We start from the raw sequence: 17,933 nt of genomic DNA on the forward strand, positions 1-17,933 counted from the left end.
GTCGCCACACAGCGACATGGCACGATCAGAATAATAAATAAAATCGTTAAAATTCAAAGCCATAAAAATTGGCCCGCTAGTTGCAATAGGTAACGGACAACATTGCCACCGAGAACCCTTTTTTGCAGAAGCGATCACCACCATCCACCAAACCGCATTGCCTTTACTTCAGGCTTCAAGACGAAAGTGGCCTTGGTGGCACAGGTTGAAGGCAGTTCCCGATCGGCAATCGATGCACCTGAAACCATGCACAGAGCGAGGCAAAGCAAACATGACACACAAAATTCCCAATCTCCCGCCCGTCACCGGCTTCATGCGCCAATTCACCCTTTCCATGCTGCTTCCTTTCATCAAGAAATCGGATGCCGCGCCAGCGCGCTACGCGCAGTTTGACTCGTCCGTCTTTTCCCGGCCGGACCAGTCCGAACTGCTCGCCATGGAAGAAGAAATCTGCCCGTTAGTCGAAGCTGAGGTCTATCTCATCTACGGTCGCCAGGCCGACGCCGAAAAAGTCCTTGCGCAGGGCGTAAGGAGCGGGCGTGTCACGACCGGAGAGGTTGCACGGTTCTGGGCAAACCAGGGCAATGCGGCCGGCCGAAAGACATCGGACTGAAATCGCTTTGCCACGCGGCAGCATTCCGTAAGATCGCCAGACGAAAGTGCGGGCCGTCGCCTAAAACAGCCATCGGCCACAAATGACATACGACTTTTTTAGGCCGCAAATATATTTCCCATGAATAAATTATTTTATTCATCATGAATTGAACTATATTCTGGTCATCAGCGTCCACGGTCTTATCAAGCTGTTTCGCATTCGTCCGGAAGTACATACAGATATGCTTATGCATTTTTTTCGCATTAAAGCTTCATGGCTTTAAATTGAGAAACACCGCTGATTAAACAGACTTTTCTGACACTGCAAGAGCTTGTTCGAAGTTTCAAGTTTGACCGCCTTTGGCGGACTGGACTTAACCGCTAAAGACACTTTCACCCGCTTCACTCGATGACGCGGGGCAGACATTCAGGGCTCCTGCCCTGGCGTGGCCGGACCAATGATCCGCCCCGCCCTTCGATCCCGACTTGAGGGATTTTTTGGTGGCAACCCGGAAGGTAGCGGGAGTTTTGTTTCCGCAAACATGGCCGGGGCCGGCAGAAGTATCGATGAGATCGTGAATGGAATGGCCGCTGGCCGTCCCGCAGAAAGGAGCCCGTCATGCCCGTACAGCTTGCTTCCCCCGGGGTTTACATCCAGGAAGTTTCGAGCGGAGTCCGCACCATTGCCGGCGTCGCCACCTCGGTCGCTGCCTTCCTCGGCGCAGCGTCCCGAGGGCCGATCAACAAGGCCACCCGAATCTACAGCTTTGCCGATTTCGAGCGCGCCTTCGGCGGCCTCTCGGCCGATTCTGAGATGAGCTACGGGGTGCGCCAGTTTTTCATCAACGGCGGCACCGATGCGTGGATCGTCCGTGTCGTCAAGAGCGCAGCGCCCGCCAGCCGGGGGCTGCTCAACGCGACGCCGATCACAGTCCTGACCGTCACGGCGCTTGATGCCGGCGCTTCGGGCAACAGCATCCAGGTCCGCGTCGATCATGCGACGGCCAACCCGGGCAGCACCTTCAACATTACGTTCATCCGCAGCAGCGACGGGCGGGCCGAACAGTATCCGAATGTCTCGATGAACTCGGCCGATGCCCGCTACCTGCCCGATCTGGTCAATGGCGTGTCGCAGCTGGTCAAGATCAGCCGGGATGTTCCCCAGCTGACGCTCAACGGCCTGGCTGCCGGTACCTCGACGAGCGGCACGCTGGCCGACGTGCAGACCCTGCTCGACGCCACCCACACCGATTTCCGCGTCGTGGTGAATGGCCTGCCGCCGGTCACCGTCAGCATCACGCTGCCGGCCGACATTGCCGGCGGCACCGCAACCCAGCGCCTCACCGCGCTGGCCGAAGCGATCCGCCTCAAGGTCAAGGCGCAGGCTGGCGGCAAGGCTGCGCTGGATGATTTTTCCTGCACGCGCAGCGGCAACACGCTGGTTATGGCCTCCGGTACCGGCGGCGAATTCTCGTCCGTCCGCATCCTGCCCGGCAGCAGCAACAACGCGGCCGGCGTGCTCAAGCTCGGCGTCGCCAATGGCGGCATCGAGGTCGATGCCGTCGCCAGCCTGCGCCCGGTGCCGATGCCCGACCCGGCCACACTGACCAGCGGCGCCTTCGCCGCCACCGATCTCGACGCCCTGCCCGACGCCACGCACACCAGCCTGCGCATCAGTCTCGACGGCTACGGGCCGGATGTCGTCGATCTTGGCAGCGCGGCGGCAGCCGGCGCCAACCTCGCGGCCAAACTCATCGACATGGCCAGCCGACTGCAAACCGCCGTGCGCGCCCTGAAACCCGGCAATCCGGCCTACGCCAACTTCACCGCCACGGCGACCGCCACCACGCTCGTTCTCGCCAGCGGCTCGCGCGGCGCCGGTTCGGCCATTGCCGTCAGCGCCGCACCCGCCAACGACCTCGCCGCCGGCCTGCATCTGCTGGCCGGTGCCGTATTGTCCGCGCCGCCGACCGATGCCTTCCTCGGCGGCGGCACCGAAACCCCGTACGGGCCGGCCGATGTCTATCCGGCCTTCATCGGCAGCCGCGCCAATCGCGAAGGACTGTATGCGCTGGAAGATGCCGATCTGTTCAACATCCTCGTCATGCCCGGCATCACCGATCCCGGCGTGCTAGCCGACGCCGCCTCGTACTGCGAGGAACGCCGCGCCTTCTTCATCGTCGATGCGCCGCCGACGGCCACCAGCGTTGCCACCATGGTCACTGCGGCTTCCGGCACCGAGCTGCCGAAATCCGATCACGCCGCGGTCTATTTCCCCTGGACCTACGTCGCCGATCCGCTCAAGAACGGCAAGCCGCGCCTGACCCCGCCCGGCGGCACGATGGCCGGCCTCTACGCGCGCACCGACGGCAATCGCGGCGTCTGGAAGGCGCCAGCCGGCACCGATGCCAACCTGGCCGGCGTGCAGGCTATGGCCGTGCCGATGACCGATGGTGAAAACGGCAGCCTCAACCCCCTCGGCGTCAATTGTCTGCGCACCTTCCCGGTCTATGGCGCGATTGCCTGGGGTGCCCGCACCCTGCGCGGCGCCGATCAGATGGCTTCGGAATACAAGTACGTGCCGGTGCGCCGCCTGGCCCTCTACATCGAGGAGTCGCTTTATCGCGGCACGCAATGGGTGGTTTTCGAGCCGAACGACGAGCCTTTATGGGCGCAGATCCGCCTCAACATCGGCGCCTTCATGAACGGCCTGTTCCGCCAGGGGGCTTTCCAGGGCAGCTCGCCGCGCGATGCCTACCTCGTCAAGTGCGACCGTGAAACGACGACGCAGGACGACATCAATCGCGGCGTGGTGAACATCCTGGTCGGCTTCGCGCCGCTCAAGCCGGCCGAGTTCGTGGTCATCAGCATCCAGCAGCTGGCTGGGCAGATCCAGGTCTGATTCTGAAGCGAATAACGAGGAGATAGAAAATGGCCCAGTTCACCGTCAATGCCCAGCGCTTCGATCCCTACAAAAACTTCAAATTCCGCGTCAAATGGGATGGTCGCTACGTCGCCGGGATCAGCAAGGTGTCATCGCTCAAGCGGACGACCGAAGTCGTCGAGCATCGCGAGGGCGGCGATCCGTCGAGCAGCCGCAAGTCGCCCGGTCGCACCAAGTTCGAGGCCATCACGCTCGAGCGCGGCGTCACCCACGACACCAATTTCGAGCAATGGGCCAACAAGGTCTGGAACCTCGGCTCCGGCCTGGGCAGCGAGGTTTCGCTCAAGGATTTCCGCAAGGACCTGATCATCGAGGTCTATAACGAAGCCGGGCAGTTGGCGCTGGCCTACAAGATTTTCCGCTGCTGGGTCTCGGAATACCAGGCGCTGCCAGACCTCGACGCCAATGCCAACGCCGTGGCGATCCAACACATCAAGCTCGAAAACGAAGGCTGGGAACGCGACTACGAAGTCGCCGAGCCGGCTGAGCCGAGCTTTGTCGAGCCGGGCTAACAACGCGAATGGAACCGCGCCATGCGCCCGTTAAGTGCCGCTCAAGTGCTCGCCCTGTGGGACGCCGGACAGACACGCCACCCCATTGACCGCGCGCTGCTGGCATTGGCCCTGGCCATGCCGGATGAAGTGCCCGACGAACTGGCCGACCGCCCGGTCGGCTGGCGCGAAGTCAATCTGCTCGCCCTGCGCAACGCCACCTTCGGCAGCGCGCTGGACGGCTACGCGCCGTGTCCGTCGTGCGGTGCGCTGATGGAGTTCAGGCTGGATTGCGCCGGCCTGCTCGACGACCTTCCGGCGCCCGACAGCAATGCCCGCATCAGGCTCGATGGCCAGCAATGGCGGTTGCCGAGCAGTCGCGATCAGGCCGCGATCCTCGCCGCACCGGACCCGGAAACGGCTGTCGATTGGCTGCTTGACCGTTGCCGGATCGAGGAAAGCGATTCCAGCAACATTCCCACGGTCAACCGGAAAAAAGGCCAAAAATTGAAATGCTCGCCGGCGCTGATTGGCGATATTGAATCGCACATCGAAGCCCTTGATCCCGCCGCCGACATCCGCCTCGGCATGCGCTGCACCGATTGCGGCCACGCCTGGGACGCCGTGCTCGATATCGGCGCCTGTTTTTGGGATGAACTCGGCAATCGCGCCCACCAGTTGCTCGACTCCGTCCATCGGCTGGCCAGCGCCTATGGCTGGCGCGAGGCCGAGATTCTCGCGCTCAGCCCGGCCCGCCGGGCGGCCTACCTGACCATGATCGGCTGAGGCGACCATGCGCGGATTCCTCCACCAGTTCGCCAGCCGCAGCCTCGGCCTCGCCTCGCAGATAAAGTCGCGCGCCGCACTGCCCTACGCCGCGCCGACAGCCGACTTTTCAATGACCGAAGCGGCCAGCCACCAAGCAACGCCCGCCATCGAGCGTCCGAAATTCGAGCCGACGCACACCGCCCGGCGCAATCAACAAGCGACTGAGAGCACCCTGCCGGCGCCCATCGTCGCCAGTAATCCCGCGCCCGCCACGCCCGTCGAACGGCAATCCCCGACACCAAGCGCCAGCCAGCCGCCCCGCATTTCCGCTCCGCCTTCACCCGACCATGCTCCACGCGAAACAGCGCACAGCAGACAGCCCCCGCCGCCGCTCAACACCGCCAGCCCGGTCGCGGCCGTACCGAAAACCTTGGTGCGACACCTCGAGCCGGCGCCAGAAACCCGCCGCCCCGCCGAGGACACCCTGCCAGCTTTCCCCGACCTCGAATCTCTGGTCACCCGACTGCTCGGCGAAAACCAAAACCAACCCGAAAAATCGCCTGAATCCGCCGCGCCGCCCGCTGTGGTCACTGCCCGCCAAGCCAAACCCCGCCCAGCCGAAATCAGCACGATCCGCCCGCAATCCAGCCGGGAACGCCAGAACCCCGCCCCGGAACCCGACAGCGCACCCGAAGTGCACATCACCATCGGCCGCCTCGAAGTCAATCCGCCCAGCCGCCCGGCGCCCGCCGCCCAGCCACCACGCCCGCGCGGCCCGGCGCCGCTGTCGCTCTCCGACTATCTGGCCCGCCGCCACGGAGGCCGCTCATGAGCAACGCCCTGGCCATCGCCGGCGTCACCGCCGTCATCAAGGATCTGCTCGACTCCGGGATGATCGACCAGGCGATCAGTGACACGCTCGGCGCCGGCGTCCTCGTCACCAGCATGGCCCCGGATACCGTCTCGCTCGACAACACCGATTCGCCCCAGCTCAATCTCTTTCTCCATCAGGTCACGCCCAATGTCGCCTGGCGCAACGCCGCGCTGCCGTCGCGGGATGCCGCCGGCAACCGCATCACCAATCCGCCCCTCGCCCTCGATCTGCATTACCTGCTGACCGCCTACGGCCGCGCCGAATTGCAGGCTGAAGTACTGCTCGGCTACGCCCTGCAGCTGCTGCACGAAACGCCGGTTTTGCCGCGCGACGCCATTCGCCGGGCACTCGTCCCGACCGTCCTCGATGGCGCCATCCTGCCCACCGTCTACCAAAGCCTGCGCGGCGCCGACCTGGCCGAACAGATCGAACTCCTCAAGATCACCCCGGCCGCCCTCGGCAGCGAAGAAATGTCCCGCCTGTGGTCGGCCATCCAGGCGCGCTATCGGCCAACCGCCGCCTTTCAGGTCTCGGTGGTGCTGATCGAATCGCGCAAATCCGCACGCAGCCCACTGCCCGTGCTCAGTCGCGGCGAAACCGACCAGGTCTCGAAACGTGACCGCGGCGTCCTCGCCTTCAGCGGCCTCATCCCGCCGCTACCGACCCTGGAAGCCGTCGTTCCGGCCAATCGCCAACCCGTCGCCGTCCCCGGTGGTGAAGTGACGCTCGAAGGGCACCATCTCGATGGCGTCGGTCGCCAAGTCACGCTCAGCCTCGCCGCCTTCCAGATCAGCCGCAGCGTGCCGGTCACCGGCGGCGGCCCGAACAAAGTCAGCTTTATCGTGCCGAACGACCTGCCGGTCGGCCTCTACCGCGTCGAACTGTCGGTGCAGCGGCTCGACGAAGCCAATCCCCGGCGCAGCAACCAGTTGCCGCTCGCCCTCGCCCCGGAACCCGTGCTGCCGCCCGTCAGCGCCGTCCGCAATGTCGATACCGTAAGCCTCGTCCTCGACGTCGCGCCGCCCGTTCGCCCCGGCCAGATCGCGTCCCTGATCCTCGGCGAACGGGAAATCGCCGCCGAGCAAATCACCGTCGAAGCGAGCCAACTGAGCTTCGTGATCGCCGACGCACCCCCCGTCGGCAGCAGCCATCTGGCCCGCCTGCGGGTCGACGGTTTCGACAGCCCGATCATCGACCGCCTGGCAACACCCGTCGCCTACCTCGACCGCCGGATCACCCTGCCATGAACGCCCCGCTCGCCCAGGACTGGACCATCGCCAACCAGCAACTGCTGGTCGCCGAGTTCGCCCGGCTCAAGGAGCGGCTGCCACGACCACAGAAACAAGGGCTGGCCCCAGGGTCAACCGGAAAAAATGCCCAAAATCCAAATGCCGAAACCGGTGCCGCCCTCGCCGACGCCCGCCAGTTGCCCCACACCGAAAGCGCCATCGACTGGCTGACAACCGCCTTCGGCCTCTCCGGCTTCGAGCGCGACCTCCTGTTGCTCTGCGCTGGCGCCGAAATGGACGCTGATCTCGCCCGCGCCTGCGCCCTTGCCCACGGCGATGCGAGCCGCCCCTGGGCCACCTTCGGCCTCGCCCTTGCTGCCCTCGAATCGCCGCACTGGAGCGCCCTGACGCCGCAACGCCCGCTCCGCCGCTGGCGCCTGCTCGACATCGACAACCACGCCGGCCTCGCCGCCGGCCGCCTGCGCATCGACGAACGCGTGCTGCACTTCCTCGTCGGTATCAACGAACTCGATGTCCGTCTCGCTCATCTGCTCCGCCCTGCCCTTGCCCTGCCCCGGCAAGCCGGCAGCCACGCCGCCACGACCCAAGCCGTGATGGCGGCGCTCGATGCCGGGCGCGAAGACAACCCCGGCCAGTGGCCAGTCATCGTCCTCGAAGGCGACGACCCGGCCGCCCAGGAAGACATCGCAACGCGCTGCGCCGACGCCCTCGGCCTGAGCTGCCTGGTTCTCCAGGCCGAAGACATCCCCCTCGCCGCCGAAGAACGCGCCGCCCTGATCACCCTCTGGCAGCGCGAAGCCACGCTGCTCGGCGCCGCCCTGCTCGTCATCGTCAGCGATCCCGCTGCTGCCGCCGGCGAAGCGGCCCGCGCCCTTATCGAGCGAGTCGGCGGCCTGTGCCTGGTAGCCTGCCCGAGCGCCCCGGCGCTGCTCACGCAGAACCAGCGTTTCCCGGTCAACAAACCGGACGGAGCGGATCGCCGGCAACTGTGGATCGACACCCTCGGCCCCGCCGGCGCACACCACGCCGGGCCGGAACTCGACCGTGCTGCCAGCCATTTCCGCCTCGGCAGCCGGGCCGTTCAGAACATTGCCAAGACCCTGCAAACCAGCCTGGCCATGCCCTCCACGGCCAAAACCAAGGCCACTGCACCAAGCCCGTTGTGGAACAGCTGCCGCCAAGAAAGCCGGGGCGGCCTCGACAATCTCGCCCAGCGCCTCGAAACGACCGCCGACTGGGACAGCCTCGTCCTGCCGGAAGCCCAGCTCGCCGTCCTGCGCCAGATTGCAGCCCACCTGCGCCAGCGCTTCAAGGTCCAGGAAGAATGGGGCTTTGCCGCCCAGGGCAGCCGCGGCCTTGGCCTCGCCACGCTGTTTGCCGGCGAGAGCGGCACCGGCAAGACGCTTGCCGCCGAAGTGCTGGCCCACAGCCTGCAACTCGACCTCTACCGCATCGACCTGTCGGCCGTGGTCAGCAAATACATCGGCGAAACCGAGAAAAACCTGCGCCAGGTTTTCGACGCCGCCGAAGACTGCGGTGCCGTCCTGCTCTTCGACGAAGCCGACGCCCTGTTCGGCAAGCGCACCGAGGTCAAGGACAGCCACGACCGCTACGCCAACATCGAAGTCAGCTATTTGCTGCAACGCATGGAGGCTTACAACGGCCTCGCCGTGCTCACCACCAACCTGAAATCGAGCCTCGACACCGCCTTCCTGCGCCGGCTGCGCTTCGTCGTCCAGTTTCCCTTCCCCGACCAGGAGCAGCGTATCGCCCTCTGGCAGCGCGTCTTCCCGGCCGCCACGCCGACCCGCGACCTCGATTTCGACAAGCTCTCCCGCCTCTCGATGACCGGCGGCAGCATCCGCAACATCGCCCTCAACGCCGCCTTCCTCGCCGCCGACGCCGGCGAAGCGGTCGGCATGAGCCACTTGCTGACGGCCGCCCACGCCGAAGCATCCAAACGCGAACGGCCGCTGGCCGATGCCGAAACGCGAGGCTGGGCATGAAAAAAATCCACCTCCATATCGAGCATCTGAGCCTGCCGGGCTACACCCCGGTCGAGCGTCGCGCCTTTATCGCGGCACTGGAGCGGGAACTCGCCGCCAGCGGCATCGCCGGCAACACATCGCTGCCGCACCGCGCCAACAGCGACTCCCTGCGCGTCAGCTCGCCAGATCTACGACCGCAAACCGTTGCCCGAAACGCCGTAGCGGCCATGCTCCCCGGCCGGAAAGGCGGTGGCCGGACATGAAACAGTTCAGTCAGGGGCAACCCAAAATGGCCGATCTATCCAGGCGCCCGGCTCCGGAAAGGCTGGGTCGCGAGGCCCAGGCCGACCAGCGTGCTGCAAGCGCACTCAGCAATGGCATGCTGCGCAGCCCCCTTTCCGCACCGCAGCGCAGCTTGCCCAACTGGCAAACGACCGGCAATCCGCTGCCGGAACAGGGCGGGCACAGCCTGTCGCCAACCCTGCGCGCCCCGTTCGAGCAAGGTTTCGGCCATGACTTTTCCCAGGTTCGCATCTTTCCGGCCGGCGAAACGGCTGATGCGGTGCACCGGGCCGGCAGCCGCGCCATCGCCTGCGGACCGCGGATTGCCCTGGCGCCCGGCCAGTGGGCGCCGGAAACGCCGGCCGGCCGCGCCCTGCTCGCCCACGAACTGGCCCACGTCACCCAGCAGGCCGGCGAAGGCAGGACACGAATCGATCACAAGACGCTCGACGAAGAGATCGATGAAGACCTGAAAGCCAAGGCGACCGACCCGAAGACGCTCGACCCGACGCATCGCGAATACGCCAAAACGCTGCAAGGCCACGGTTTCGACATCACCCACAACAAGGCCATGGAGTTGCTGCCGGAACCGAAAGGCCCGAAAGCCAAGGCGGCCTGGAAGCGCCAGTTCCAGAAGATCGACAAGCTGGCCGGCCGCATCCTCGACCAGAGCGGCCCCCTGGTGGAAAAGAAGGAAGATCGGGCTCAGATGATGGCGACCGACCTGGCCACCGCCGGTTTCATCAACGAAGCGATGGCGCTGGCGCCCAAGATCACCGACCCCGACCTGCGCAAGTTCGTCCATCAGGCCGCGCTCGGCCATCCGGCCAAGGTGACGGAAGCCCAAGTGACGACCATCGCCCAGGATCAGGCGGCCAATGCCAAAGATCTGTCCGACCACGACCTGTTCTCCCGCCTGACCACCGACCAGGGCGGCTATGCCAAGGATCTTGGCAGTGCCAAGGTCTACGCCGCGCTCAAGGTCGTCGTCAAAACCTACCCGACAGCAACCGACCTGCCGCAAAAACTGGCGCAGTTGCTATTCTTCCACCCGGGCAGCCGGGCCGCCTTCACCACCTGGATGCTGGCCGAGAAGCGCGGCGCCCTGCTCAAACAGGTCTCCGACCAGGCTTATTTCGTCGAAGGCGCCAACATCAAGGCCGGCGGCAAAACCCTGCACCCGGATGCCGCAACGCTGGGCTGGGCCATCGGCAACAAGCAGCGGATCACCGTCGACGATGTGATCGCCCTCTGCACCGCGGCCGGCACGCCGCTCAAGGCACCCGCCGCCAACGATATCGCCACCCTCAAGACCTGGCTGGAACTGAACACCGAAAAGATCGGCCAGGCGCTCGCCAAGCAAAATCCCGGCAAGCCGGAAGTGGCGGAAGCGATGTACACACAGATCGCCGAGGCCTTCACCTGGCATGTTCCGGCCGAATCCACAGAAGACGTCAAGCCGGACAAGAGCGGGCACATCACCAAGCTGAGCGCGGCTGGGCCGCAAAACAGCCAGCTCAAGGTCGACTGCGACGTATTGGCCACCTACGGTGTACGCCTGCTGGTCGCCAGCGGCTACACCCCGATCGGCTACATGGCGGTCAAACCGACCGATCCCAAGCGCGCCCCGCACGCCATGGCCCTGCTTCAACATGGCAAGGACTTCCACGCCATCTCCAACAACGCGACCAGGAAACTGGCGGCTAGCAAAAAAGACGAGGCCCTCAAGGAGGTTCGCGACTTCGGTCTCGGCGAAGCCTACGACCCTGACCGTCCGCTAACTGGCTACGGCATCTATTACCAGGACTGCGACGCCAAGGGCACGCTGCCCGACGCCGTGCTCAACCAGGACAGCGCGGCCCACGACGCGGGGCTGAGCAAATGAACCAGCTTGCCCGTCCTGTTCTGGCACCCATCGCGGCACCCGAGCGCCCGGCCAAGGGCGTCGTCACACCGACCCGCCCCGGGCAGCAAGCCGCCAAGGCGTTGCTGAGCGGACGCCCGGTGCCAGCCCCCGTCCTTTCCGGCGGCCAACCCCTGCCCGCCGCGCTGCGCCAGGAATTCGAACCCTTCTTCGGCCACGATCTGTCGCGCGTCCGCATCCATGCCGACGCGCCGGCCCGCCAGGCGGCGACCCATCTCGCCGCGGATGCCTTCGCCATGGGCCACGACATTGCCTTTGCCGCCAACCGCTGCCAGCCGGACACCATCGGCGGACGGCGCTTGCTGGCGCACGAACTGGCGCATGTGGTACAGCAAGGGTCATCGAATGCCGAATCCGGAAGTGTCCCCGGAATGCTGCCGCTACGCGCCGAACAGGAGGCCGACTCGGCGGCTATGGCATTCATGCGCGGCCAACCCATTCCCGCCATTTCCCCGTTCCGTCCCGGCCTCGGGTGCGCCCCGGTGAAAACCAATGGGGGCGAGTTCGATACCGACCTGTACGCCCCAAAAAATGCGCCAGGCCCGGCAAAAAAACTGGTTGGGCAAGGCGTCGGTGCAGATATCCGGCTTAAATTCACACCCAACCAACTCGTCGAAGCCGACTTGATCGGGATCGTCCAGACAGCCCGCCTCATGAAATCAGTCAAGGCCGGCGGGCCGATCGATGTTTCTGGTCCCCCCTCTGCACACATTGGCAAACGCGCTCTGGATAAGACAGAAAGCGACCCTGGCCGATTTATTGACCAGACGGATTTGGGCTCCGGCAAAAACGGAGCCCCCAACACGAGCCCCATCTACGCTACCAATTCCCAGAAAGGCGCGATCCCCAGCAAACTGACCGATGCCCCCGCTGTTCAGCCTGCCGGCTCCGGGCAAGGCTACGGAAAGGCAACATTCGGGGAAGACGGCTACCGCAAAAAGAAAGCTGATGGGAGCTTCGAAGTCAAAACTGCCACGCTCGAGGACCACCCGTCTGGCCCCATCGCTTTTGCCAAGCAACAATGGGAAATGCTTTTCGAAGTCAGTGCCCTGGCGATTTCCGGGGCCATGAGCAACACCTATCTTGGATCAGTCGCCTGGGGCTGGAAATCTGATCCGGCCGGTGTAGTGACGATGACGCCAGCTGCGTTAAAGCTGGTTTCTCCCGGCTTGCCTAGCACCGCTTTTGTCGACGCCGGAAAAAAATGGAATGCCGACAAGACAGTCAAGGATCCGAAGAGCAAGAAGGCACTCGACACCGTCGACCTGCCTTTGCCAACCAGCGCTACCGAAACCAGCAACAAGCCGGCCTTGGAACGCAGTACCGGCGAATTGCTGGTGTCTCTTGGCGCGGTCAACAGCACACTGACGACTGCCACGGACGTGGACAAGAACGCCAAAACATTGGAAAAACACGCCATGGAACAAGCCCTGGCCGGCCGTCAGACGATTGTCGACGTCACCGTCAAAAAGACCGAGGACTGGACCGGTGCCGACGAGGTCTATGCCGAGTTGAGCAGCGGCAGCAAGCGGCTCAAGACGCCGGCCAGGAAACTCAACGATGGCCAGTCAGGCAGCTTCGCCTTGCCGCTGCCCGGCCTGATGCCGATCAAGGGGCCGATCCAGGTCCGTATCTACGACGAGGACACCGGCACCTTCTTCGACCAGGACGACCTGATCGTCAATATGCCGTGGCTGCCGCCCTATGGTGCCATCCGCAACACCCGCTCGCTCGATGAAGCGGATTACGACGTACGCGTGAGGTTCAACAAATGAGCGGCCCTCTCTCCTCCGGTTTGCTGCGCGGCGGCCTGATCCTGATCGACCCGTCCAGCGGTGCCGTGCAGCGGGTCATTTCGCTGCAGTACAACCCGGAAACGCTGACCCGAACGCTGCAGCCGCAGGCCACCGAATCGAGCGGCCCGTTTTCCGAGCCTTTGCGCCTGAAAGGGCCGCCGAGCGAAACTTTCAAGCTCGATGCCGAAATCGACGCCACCGATCAGCTCGAATTCCCCGACCAGCATCCGAAGACCGTTTCCTCGGGCATCCACCCGCAACTGGCGGCGCTGGAGACCATCGTTTATCCGGACAGCGACACGCTGATCCAGAACAACACGCTGCTCAGTCTCGGCACCCTGGAAATCGCCCCGACCGTGGCGCCGCTGACCCTCTTCGTATGGAGCAAGGAACGCGTCGTGCCAGTGCGCATCACCGATTTTTCGATCACCGAAGAAGCTTTCGACAGCGCGCTGAACCCCATCCGCGCCAAGGTTTCACTGAGTCTCAAGGTCCTCCATGTCGGCGACCTCGGTTTCAACGACAAGGGCGGCCATCTTTATATGGTTTATCAGCAGCGCAAGGAACGCCTGGCGGCCGACGCCGGTCTCGGCAGCCTTGCTTCGCTGGGATTGAGTGGATTGCCATGAGCATCGAACGCTTCCCGCCCAACAGCCGCTACAACGGCGTCGCCACGGCCGAGCTGACCGGCCCGGATGGCGAAAAGATCGTTTATCTGCGCCGCCGCTTCATCCCTGACCCAGCGACGCTGGTCACTGTCGGCGAAGTCCAGGTCCAGGGTGGCGACCGTCTCGACCGGCTGGCCGCGACCAATCTCGGCGACCCGATCCAGTACTGGCGGATCGCCGACGGCAACGGCGCCCAGGTGCCGAGCGAGCTTGAACGTCCCGGCGACACGCTGCGCCTGACCCTGCCGGCCGGCATCGGAGGCGGCGGTGCTTAAGGGCATCCACCTGACGCTGCTGGTCGGTCCGGGTGTTCCCATCCCGGCGCCGAAGCCGCTGATGGACGCGCTGGAAAGCGTCGAGGTCACCTCCTCAGCCGATACGCCAAGCGGCTTCCAGCTCAGTTTCGTCGTCGACAACCGCTCGCCGCTGCACACGCTGCTGCTCGTTGCCGGCGGCCAGGTGCCGTGGCTGCGCGTAATTCTCGTCGCCACCATGAACAGCCTACCGACCGTGCTGATGGACGGCCTGATCACCCGCCAGGAAATCACCGGCGCCAATGAACCCGGCCAAAGCCGGCTGACCATCACCGGCGAAGACCTGACGGTAGCGATGGACAAGCAGGACATGAGCGGCCTGCCCTATCCGGCCATGCCGCCGGCCGCCCGCGTCGCCCTTATCGTTGCCCGCTACGGCCTGTACGGCATGCTGCCGATCATCATCCCGTCGCTGTTCGAGGACATCCCGATCCCGGTCGAGCGCATCCCGACGCATGAAGGCACCGATCTCGCCTACATCCGCGCCCTGGCCAAGGAAGCCGGCCATGTCTTCTACATCGAACCTGGCCCGCTGCCCGGCGCCAACGTCGCCTACTGGGGGCCGGAGATTCGCCTCGGCCTGGTTCAGCCGGCGCTCAATCTGGGCATGGACGTGCATAGCAACGTCGATTCGCTGTCCTTTGCGGTCAACCAGTCCGGGGCCGACCTGCCCATCATCTTCATCCAGAACCCGATCACCAAGTTCCCGATTCCGCTGCCCGTCCCCGATGTCAGCTTGGCCAACCCGCCGCTCGGCCTGATTCCGCCCATGCCGAAGAGCCTCAAGCTGATGAAGGAAACGGCCAAGCTGTCGCCCATAGCCGCCCTCGGCAAGGGGCTGGCTGCGGCCGCCGGCTCTTCTGCCGATGCAGTGACCGGCGACGGCAGCCTCGACGTGCTGCGCTACGGCCACGTGCTGAAGGCCCGCCAGCTGGTCGGCGTGCGCGGCGCCGGCCTGTCCTTCGACGGCCTTTACTACGTCAAGAAAGTCAGCAGCAAGCTCAAGGCCGGCGAGTTCAAGCAGAGCTTTTCACTGGCCCGCAACGGCCTGATCTCAACCCTTCCCCTGGTGCCGGCATGACTGAAAAAACACGCCATTACGGCAAGTTCCGCGGCGTCGTGCTCAACAACATCGACCCCATGCAGATGGGCCGTATCCAGGTCCAGGTGCCCGATGTGCTCGGCCCGATGCTGTCCTCGTGGGCCATGCCCTGCGTGCCCTTCGCCGGCATCCAGAGCGGCGTCTTCGTCCAGCCACAGATCGGCGCCGGGGTCTGGGTCGAGTTCGAGCAGGGCGATGCCGACTATCCGATCTGGGTCGGCGGCTTCTGGGGCTCGGCCGGCGAAGTACCTGCCTTGGCCCTGGCCGGCCTGCCGGTTTCGCCGAGCATCGTGCTGCAGACCGGCAACCAGAACACGCTGATGATCTCCGACCTGCCCGGCCCGACCGGCGGCATCCTGCTCAAGACGATGACCGGCGCGATGATTTCGATCAGCGAAATCGGCATCACCATTTCCAACGGCCAGGGCGCCACGATCATGCTCACCGGCCCGACGGTGAACATCAACAACGGCGCCCTGACGGTGATCTGAGAGAAAGGAACGCGACGACCATGCCCGGATTCCTCCTCCACCTCGGCGCCACCGTCCTCTGTGCCCACGGCGGCCAGGCCACACCCAGCGCGCCCAACCCGCGCGTGCTGCTCTCCGGCCAGCCGGCCACGACAATTGGTGCGCCCTACATGATCGCCGGTTGCGCCATGCCGCCGCCGACCGCCGGCAACGGGCCCTGCGTCACCGGCCAGTGGCTGATGGGCGCCACCCGCGTACTCATCGGGGGCCAGCCGGTCCTGCTCCAGGCCTCGCCCTCGATCTGCGCGCCGACCGGCACGCCGATGACGGTCGCCGTGACGCAAACACGCGTGATGGGAACCTGACATGAACCTCCACTTTCCTTTCCAGCCCGACCAGCGCGGCCGCAGCGGCGAGGCGGACAACGACGCCCATCTGCGCGACATGATCGAACAGGTGCTGTTCACCGTCCCCGGTGAACGCGTAAATCGGCCCGATTTCGGTTGCGGCCTGCTGCAACTGGTCTTCGCGCCGAACAGCGACACGCTGGCCGCCGCCGTCCAGATGACGGTGCACAGCGCCCTGCAGCAATGGCTGGGCGACCGCATCGTGGTCGAAGGCGTCAATGTCGAGCACGACGAAGGCACGCTCGCCGTCGATGTCCAGTATGTCGTCAGGCGCGGTCAGGAACGCCGGCTGACCCGCTTCACCCGGGGTACGCCATGATCCTTGAAACCTCAGTTGACCGCTTCTCCCGCTCTGCACAGCCGCATGAACGCTGGCTTTGTGCCTTCGAATCCATTCACCCGTGGGTCGACTGCGCTACACGGCTGCTGGCACATCCGGTCGGGCGCCCGGCTTTGTCGCTCCTCCTTGCAGGCATGAGCCTGCCGCGTCGTCGCTTCGCGCCGGCCATCCCGCCCAGACGCACCATCAGCCGCGTCCAACTGAGGTATCAAGGATGAACCGCCAGTTCCGCAGCGACAACCCGCGCCGCCTGCAACTGCTGCGCGACCAGCAACCGGTCGGCAAGAATGGCATCGATTTCGTCGAGATCACCTCGCTCGACCAGCGCAGCCTGCGCGTCGTCTGCGTGCATCCGGTCAGCGGCATCGGCCGCGCCAACGTTCGTATCGAAGGCGGCGTCCGCGTCACCGGCATCGCGCTGGCCGCCGAGCCGGTCATCAACGGCCGCGAAATCCGCCTCAAGGTCGAGCAGGCTGGCGATTTCTCGTGGTACACGCTGAGCCTGATCGACCCGGCCGACGCCGAAGCGCCAGCCCCCGGCTTCGACATCTGCCTGTCCACCATTCGTATCAACTTCAAGGCTGGCTGCCCGTCCGAATTCGACTGCACCGACCTGCACGACTGCCCGCCGGACACCCCGCCCGAACCGCGCCTCGACTACCTGGCCAAGGACTACGACAGCTTCCGCCGCCTGATGCTCGACCGCATGGCGCAGCTGGTGCCCGGCTTTGCCGAACGCAGCCCGGCCGACTTCACGGTGGCGCTGGTCGAAACCCTGGCCTATGTCGGCGACCATCTTTCCTACACGCAGGATGCCGTCGCCACCGAAGCCTACCTCGGCACCGCCCGCCGCCGCACCTCGCTGCGCCGCCACGCCCGGCTGCTCGACTACCCGCTGCACGACGGCTGCAACGCCCGGGTTTTCGTGACTGCTGCGGTCGACGCCGATGCCGAGGCAAAAACCATCCCGGCCGGCACGGCGCTGCTAGCCGCGGCCGGCGCCGGCGACCCGGTCCGCCGCACTGACCTGCTCGACCAGTTGCCGCTGCCCGGCATCGAAGTTTTCGAAACTCTGCACGATCAAGTCCTGCACGCCGCTCACAGCGAAATCGCCATCCACGACTTCGCCGACCCGGCCTACTGCCTGCCGCGCGGCACAACGGCCGCCGCGCTGGTCAACACCCCGGCCCTGGCATTGGCTGCCGGCGACGTGCTGATCCTCGAAGAAATCCTCAGCCCGACCACCGGCAAGATCGCCGATCTCGATGCCAGCCACCGCCACCCGGTCCGCCTCACCGCCGTCAGCCCCGGCCATGACGACCTGACCAACACCGACCTGCTGCTCATCAACTGGCACAACGAAGATGCGCTGCCTTTCCCGCTTTGCGTCAGCCACGAATTCGAAATCGGCGGCGCCCTCGTCAAGCAGGCCATCGCCGTCGCCCGCGGCAACGTCGTCCTCGCCGACCACGGCCTGACCAGGCCCTGGCAAACGATGGAACCGCCGGAGGTGGGTGATGGCGGCACCGCAGCCCTGCGCCTGCCCTACCGGCCGCGCCTGAAGGAATCCGGCCTCGCCTTCGCTGAACCCTACGATCACGACGTGGCGACCGACACCCAGCAGCCGCTGTCAGCCAGCCGCGTGCTTAGCCAGGAACCACGCCGAGCCCGCCCGGCCGACATGATGCTGTTGGCCGATGATTCCAGCCTGTTCGGCGACC

General features: G+C 65.2%; 17 protein-coding genes and 1 pseudogene. All 18 read left to right on the forward strand.

The window, feature by feature from the left end; genetic code table 11:
* Nucleotides 1–271: 271 nt before the first annotated feature.
* On the forward strand, nt 272–613 hold the full coding sequence (locus ADADOO_RS00700) for a hypothetical protein (RefSeq protein WP_511274244.1): 342 nt from the start codon (nt 272–274) through the stop codon (nt 611–613).
* A 600-nt stretch (nt 614–1,213) separates the two neighbouring features.
* Nucleotides 1,214–3,496, forward strand: a complete 2,283-nt coding sequence (locus ADADOO_RS00705) for a phage tail sheath C-terminal domain-containing protein (protein WP_511274245.1) — start codon at nt 1,214–1,216, stop codon at nt 3,494–3,496.
* Nucleotides 3,497–3,525: 29 nt separating this feature from the next.
* On the forward strand, nt 3,526–4,050 hold the full coding sequence (locus tag ADADOO_RS00710; protein ID WP_511274246.1) for a phage tail protein: 525 nt from the start codon (nt 3,526–3,528) through the stop codon (nt 4,048–4,050).
* Between the two features lie 21 nt (nt 4,051–4,071).
* Nucleotides 4,072–4,815, forward strand: a complete 744-nt coding sequence (locus ADADOO_RS00715) for a hypothetical protein (protein ID WP_511274247.1) — start codon at nt 4,072–4,074, stop codon at nt 4,813–4,815.
* Nucleotides 4,816–4,822: 7 nt separating this feature from the next.
* Nucleotides 4,823–5,629: a hypothetical protein gene (locus ADADOO_RS00720; protein ID WP_511274248.1), complete on the forward strand. Its 807-nt coding sequence runs from the start codon at nt 4,823–4,825 to the stop codon at nt 5,627–5,629.
* Nucleotides 5,626–6,918 carry a Pvc16 family protein gene (locus tag ADADOO_RS00725; RefSeq protein WP_511274249.1) on the forward strand — a complete coding sequence of 431 codons (1,293 nt, stop codon included), beginning with the start codon at nt 5,626–5,628 and terminating at the stop codon, nt 6,916–6,918. The genes ADADOO_RS00720 and ADADOO_RS00725 overlap by 4 nt, the downstream gene beginning before the upstream one ends.
* On the forward strand, nt 6,915–8,927 hold the full coding sequence (locus ADADOO_RS00730) for an ATP-binding protein (protein ID WP_511274250.1): 2,013 nt from the start codon (nt 6,915–6,917) through the stop codon (nt 8,925–8,927). The genes ADADOO_RS00725 and ADADOO_RS00730 overlap by 4 nt, the downstream gene beginning before the upstream one ends.
* Complete coding sequence (locus ADADOO_RS00735; protein ID WP_511274251.1) at nt 8,924–9,172, forward strand: hypothetical protein; 249 nt, start codon at nt 8,924–8,926, stop codon at nt 9,170–9,172. Before ADADOO_RS00730 ends, ADADOO_RS00735 begins: the two co-directional genes overlap by 4 nt.
* Nucleotides 9,169–11,076, forward strand: a complete 1,908-nt coding sequence (locus ADADOO_RS00740; protein ID WP_511274252.1) for an eCIS core domain-containing protein — start codon at nt 9,169–9,171, stop codon at nt 11,074–11,076. Before ADADOO_RS00735 ends, ADADOO_RS00740 begins: the two co-directional genes overlap by 4 nt.
* The gene (locus ADADOO_RS00745) at nt 11,073–12,890 is read left to right on the forward strand and encodes an eCIS core domain-containing protein (RefSeq protein ID WP_511274253.1); all 1,818 of its coding nucleotides are present in this window, start codon (nt 11,073–11,075) and stop codon (nt 12,888–12,890) included. The genes ADADOO_RS00740 and ADADOO_RS00745 overlap by 4 nt, the downstream gene beginning before the upstream one ends.
* Complete coding sequence (locus ADADOO_RS00750; protein ID WP_511274254.1) at nt 12,887–13,540, forward strand: CIS tube protein; 654 nt, start codon at nt 12,887–12,889, stop codon at nt 13,538–13,540. Before ADADOO_RS00745 ends, ADADOO_RS00750 begins: the two co-directional genes overlap by 4 nt.
* Nucleotides 13,537–13,854, forward strand: a complete 318-nt coding sequence (locus ADADOO_RS00755; RefSeq protein ID WP_511274255.1) for a LysM domain-containing protein — start codon at nt 13,537–13,539, stop codon at nt 13,852–13,854. The genes ADADOO_RS00750 and ADADOO_RS00755 overlap by 4 nt, the downstream gene beginning before the upstream one ends.
* Nucleotides 13,847–14,974 carry a hypothetical protein gene (locus ADADOO_RS00760; RefSeq protein WP_511274256.1) on the forward strand — a complete coding sequence of 376 codons (1,128 nt, stop codon included), beginning with the start codon at nt 13,847–13,849 and terminating at the stop codon, nt 14,972–14,974. The genes ADADOO_RS00755 and ADADOO_RS00760 overlap by 8 nt, the downstream gene beginning before the upstream one ends.
* Nucleotides 14,971–15,486, forward strand: a complete 516-nt coding sequence (locus tag ADADOO_RS00765) for a phage baseplate assembly protein V (protein ID WP_511274257.1) — start codon at nt 14,971–14,973, stop codon at nt 15,484–15,486. Before ADADOO_RS00760 ends, ADADOO_RS00765 begins: the two co-directional genes overlap by 4 nt.
* A gap of 20 nt (nt 15,487–15,506) precedes the next feature.
* Nucleotides 15,507–15,830 carry a hypothetical protein gene (locus ADADOO_RS00770; protein ID WP_511274258.1) on the forward strand — a complete coding sequence of 108 codons (324 nt, stop codon included), beginning with the start codon at nt 15,507–15,509 and terminating at the stop codon, nt 15,828–15,830.
* 1 nt (nt 15,831) lies between these two features.
* Nucleotides 15,832–16,191 (forward strand): GPW/gp25 family protein, encoded by a 360-nt coding sequence (locus ADADOO_RS00775; protein ID WP_511274259.1) that lies wholly within the window; start codon nt 15,832–15,834, stop codon nt 16,189–16,191.
* On the forward strand, nt 16,188–16,430 hold the full coding sequence (locus ADADOO_RS00780) for a hypothetical protein (protein ID WP_511274260.1): 243 nt from the start codon (nt 16,188–16,190) through the stop codon (nt 16,428–16,430). Before ADADOO_RS00775 ends, ADADOO_RS00780 begins: the two co-directional genes overlap by 4 nt.
* Nucleotides 16,427–17,933, forward strand: a pseudogene (locus ADADOO_RS00785) (hypothetical protein); the annotation flags it as partial. The gene ADADOO_RS00780 and the pseudogene ADADOO_RS00785, both read left to right, overlap by 4 nt.

The sequence above is a fragment of the Azonexus sp. genome, from assembly GCF_036170495.1.
Taxonomy (GTDB): Bacteria; Pseudomonadota; Gammaproteobacteria; order Burkholderiales; family Rhodocyclaceae; genus Azonexus.

Excerpts from the sequence above, each read along its gene's own strand:
- ADADOO_RS00725 (WP_511274249.1), top strand. The coding sequence starts at position 5,626 with ATGAGCAACGCCCTGGCCATCGCCGGCGTCACCGCCGTCATCAAGGAT.
- ADADOO_RS00700 (WP_511274244.1), top strand. The coding sequence starts at position 272 with ATGACACACAAAATTCCCAATCTCCCGCCCGTCACCGGCTTCATGCGC.
- ADADOO_RS00730 (WP_511274250.1), top strand. The coding sequence starts at position 6,915 with ATGAACGCCCCGCTCGCCCAGGACTGGACCATCGCCAACCAGCAACTG.
- ADADOO_RS00710 (WP_511274246.1), top strand. The coding sequence starts at position 3,526 with ATGGCCCAGTTCACCGTCAATGCCCAGCGCTTCGATCCCTACAAAAAC.
- ADADOO_RS00775 (WP_511274259.1), top strand. The coding sequence starts at position 15,832 with ATGAACCTCCACTTTCCTTTCCAGCCCGACCAGCGCGGCCGCAGCGGC.
- ADADOO_RS00735 (WP_511274251.1), top strand. The coding sequence starts at position 8,924 with ATGAAAAAAATCCACCTCCATATCGAGCATCTGAGCCTGCCGGGCTAC.
- ADADOO_RS00780 (WP_511274260.1), top strand. The coding sequence starts at position 16,188 with ATGATCCTTGAAACCTCAGTTGACCGCTTCTCCCGCTCTGCACAGCCG.
- ADADOO_RS00765 (WP_511274257.1), top strand. The coding sequence starts at position 14,971 with ATGACTGAAAAAACACGCCATTACGGCAAGTTCCGCGGCGTCGTGCTC.
- ADADOO_RS00715 (WP_511274247.1), top strand. The coding sequence starts at position 4,072 with ATGCGCCCGTTAAGTGCCGCTCAAGTGCTCGCCCTGTGGGACGCCGGA.
- ADADOO_RS00705 (WP_511274245.1), top strand. The coding sequence starts at position 1,214 with ATGCCCGTACAGCTTGCTTCCCCCGGGGTTTACATCCAGGAAGTTTCG.
- ADADOO_RS00740 (WP_511274252.1), top strand. The coding sequence starts at position 9,169 with ATGAAACAGTTCAGTCAGGGGCAACCCAAAATGGCCGATCTATCCAGG.
- ADADOO_RS00745 (WP_511274253.1), top strand. The coding sequence starts at position 11,073 with ATGAACCAGCTTGCCCGTCCTGTTCTGGCACCCATCGCGGCACCCGAG.
- ADADOO_RS00720 (WP_511274248.1), top strand. The coding sequence starts at position 4,823 with ATGCGCGGATTCCTCCACCAGTTCGCCAGCCGCAGCCTCGGCCTCGCC.
- ADADOO_RS00770 (WP_511274258.1), top strand. The coding sequence starts at position 15,507 with ATGCCCGGATTCCTCCTCCACCTCGGCGCCACCGTCCTCTGTGCCCAC.
- ADADOO_RS00755 (WP_511274255.1), top strand. The coding sequence starts at position 13,537 with ATGAGCATCGAACGCTTCCCGCCCAACAGCCGCTACAACGGCGTCGCC.
- ADADOO_RS00750 (WP_511274254.1), top strand. The coding sequence starts at position 12,887 with ATGAGCGGCCCTCTCTCCTCCGGTTTGCTGCGCGGCGGCCTGATCCTG.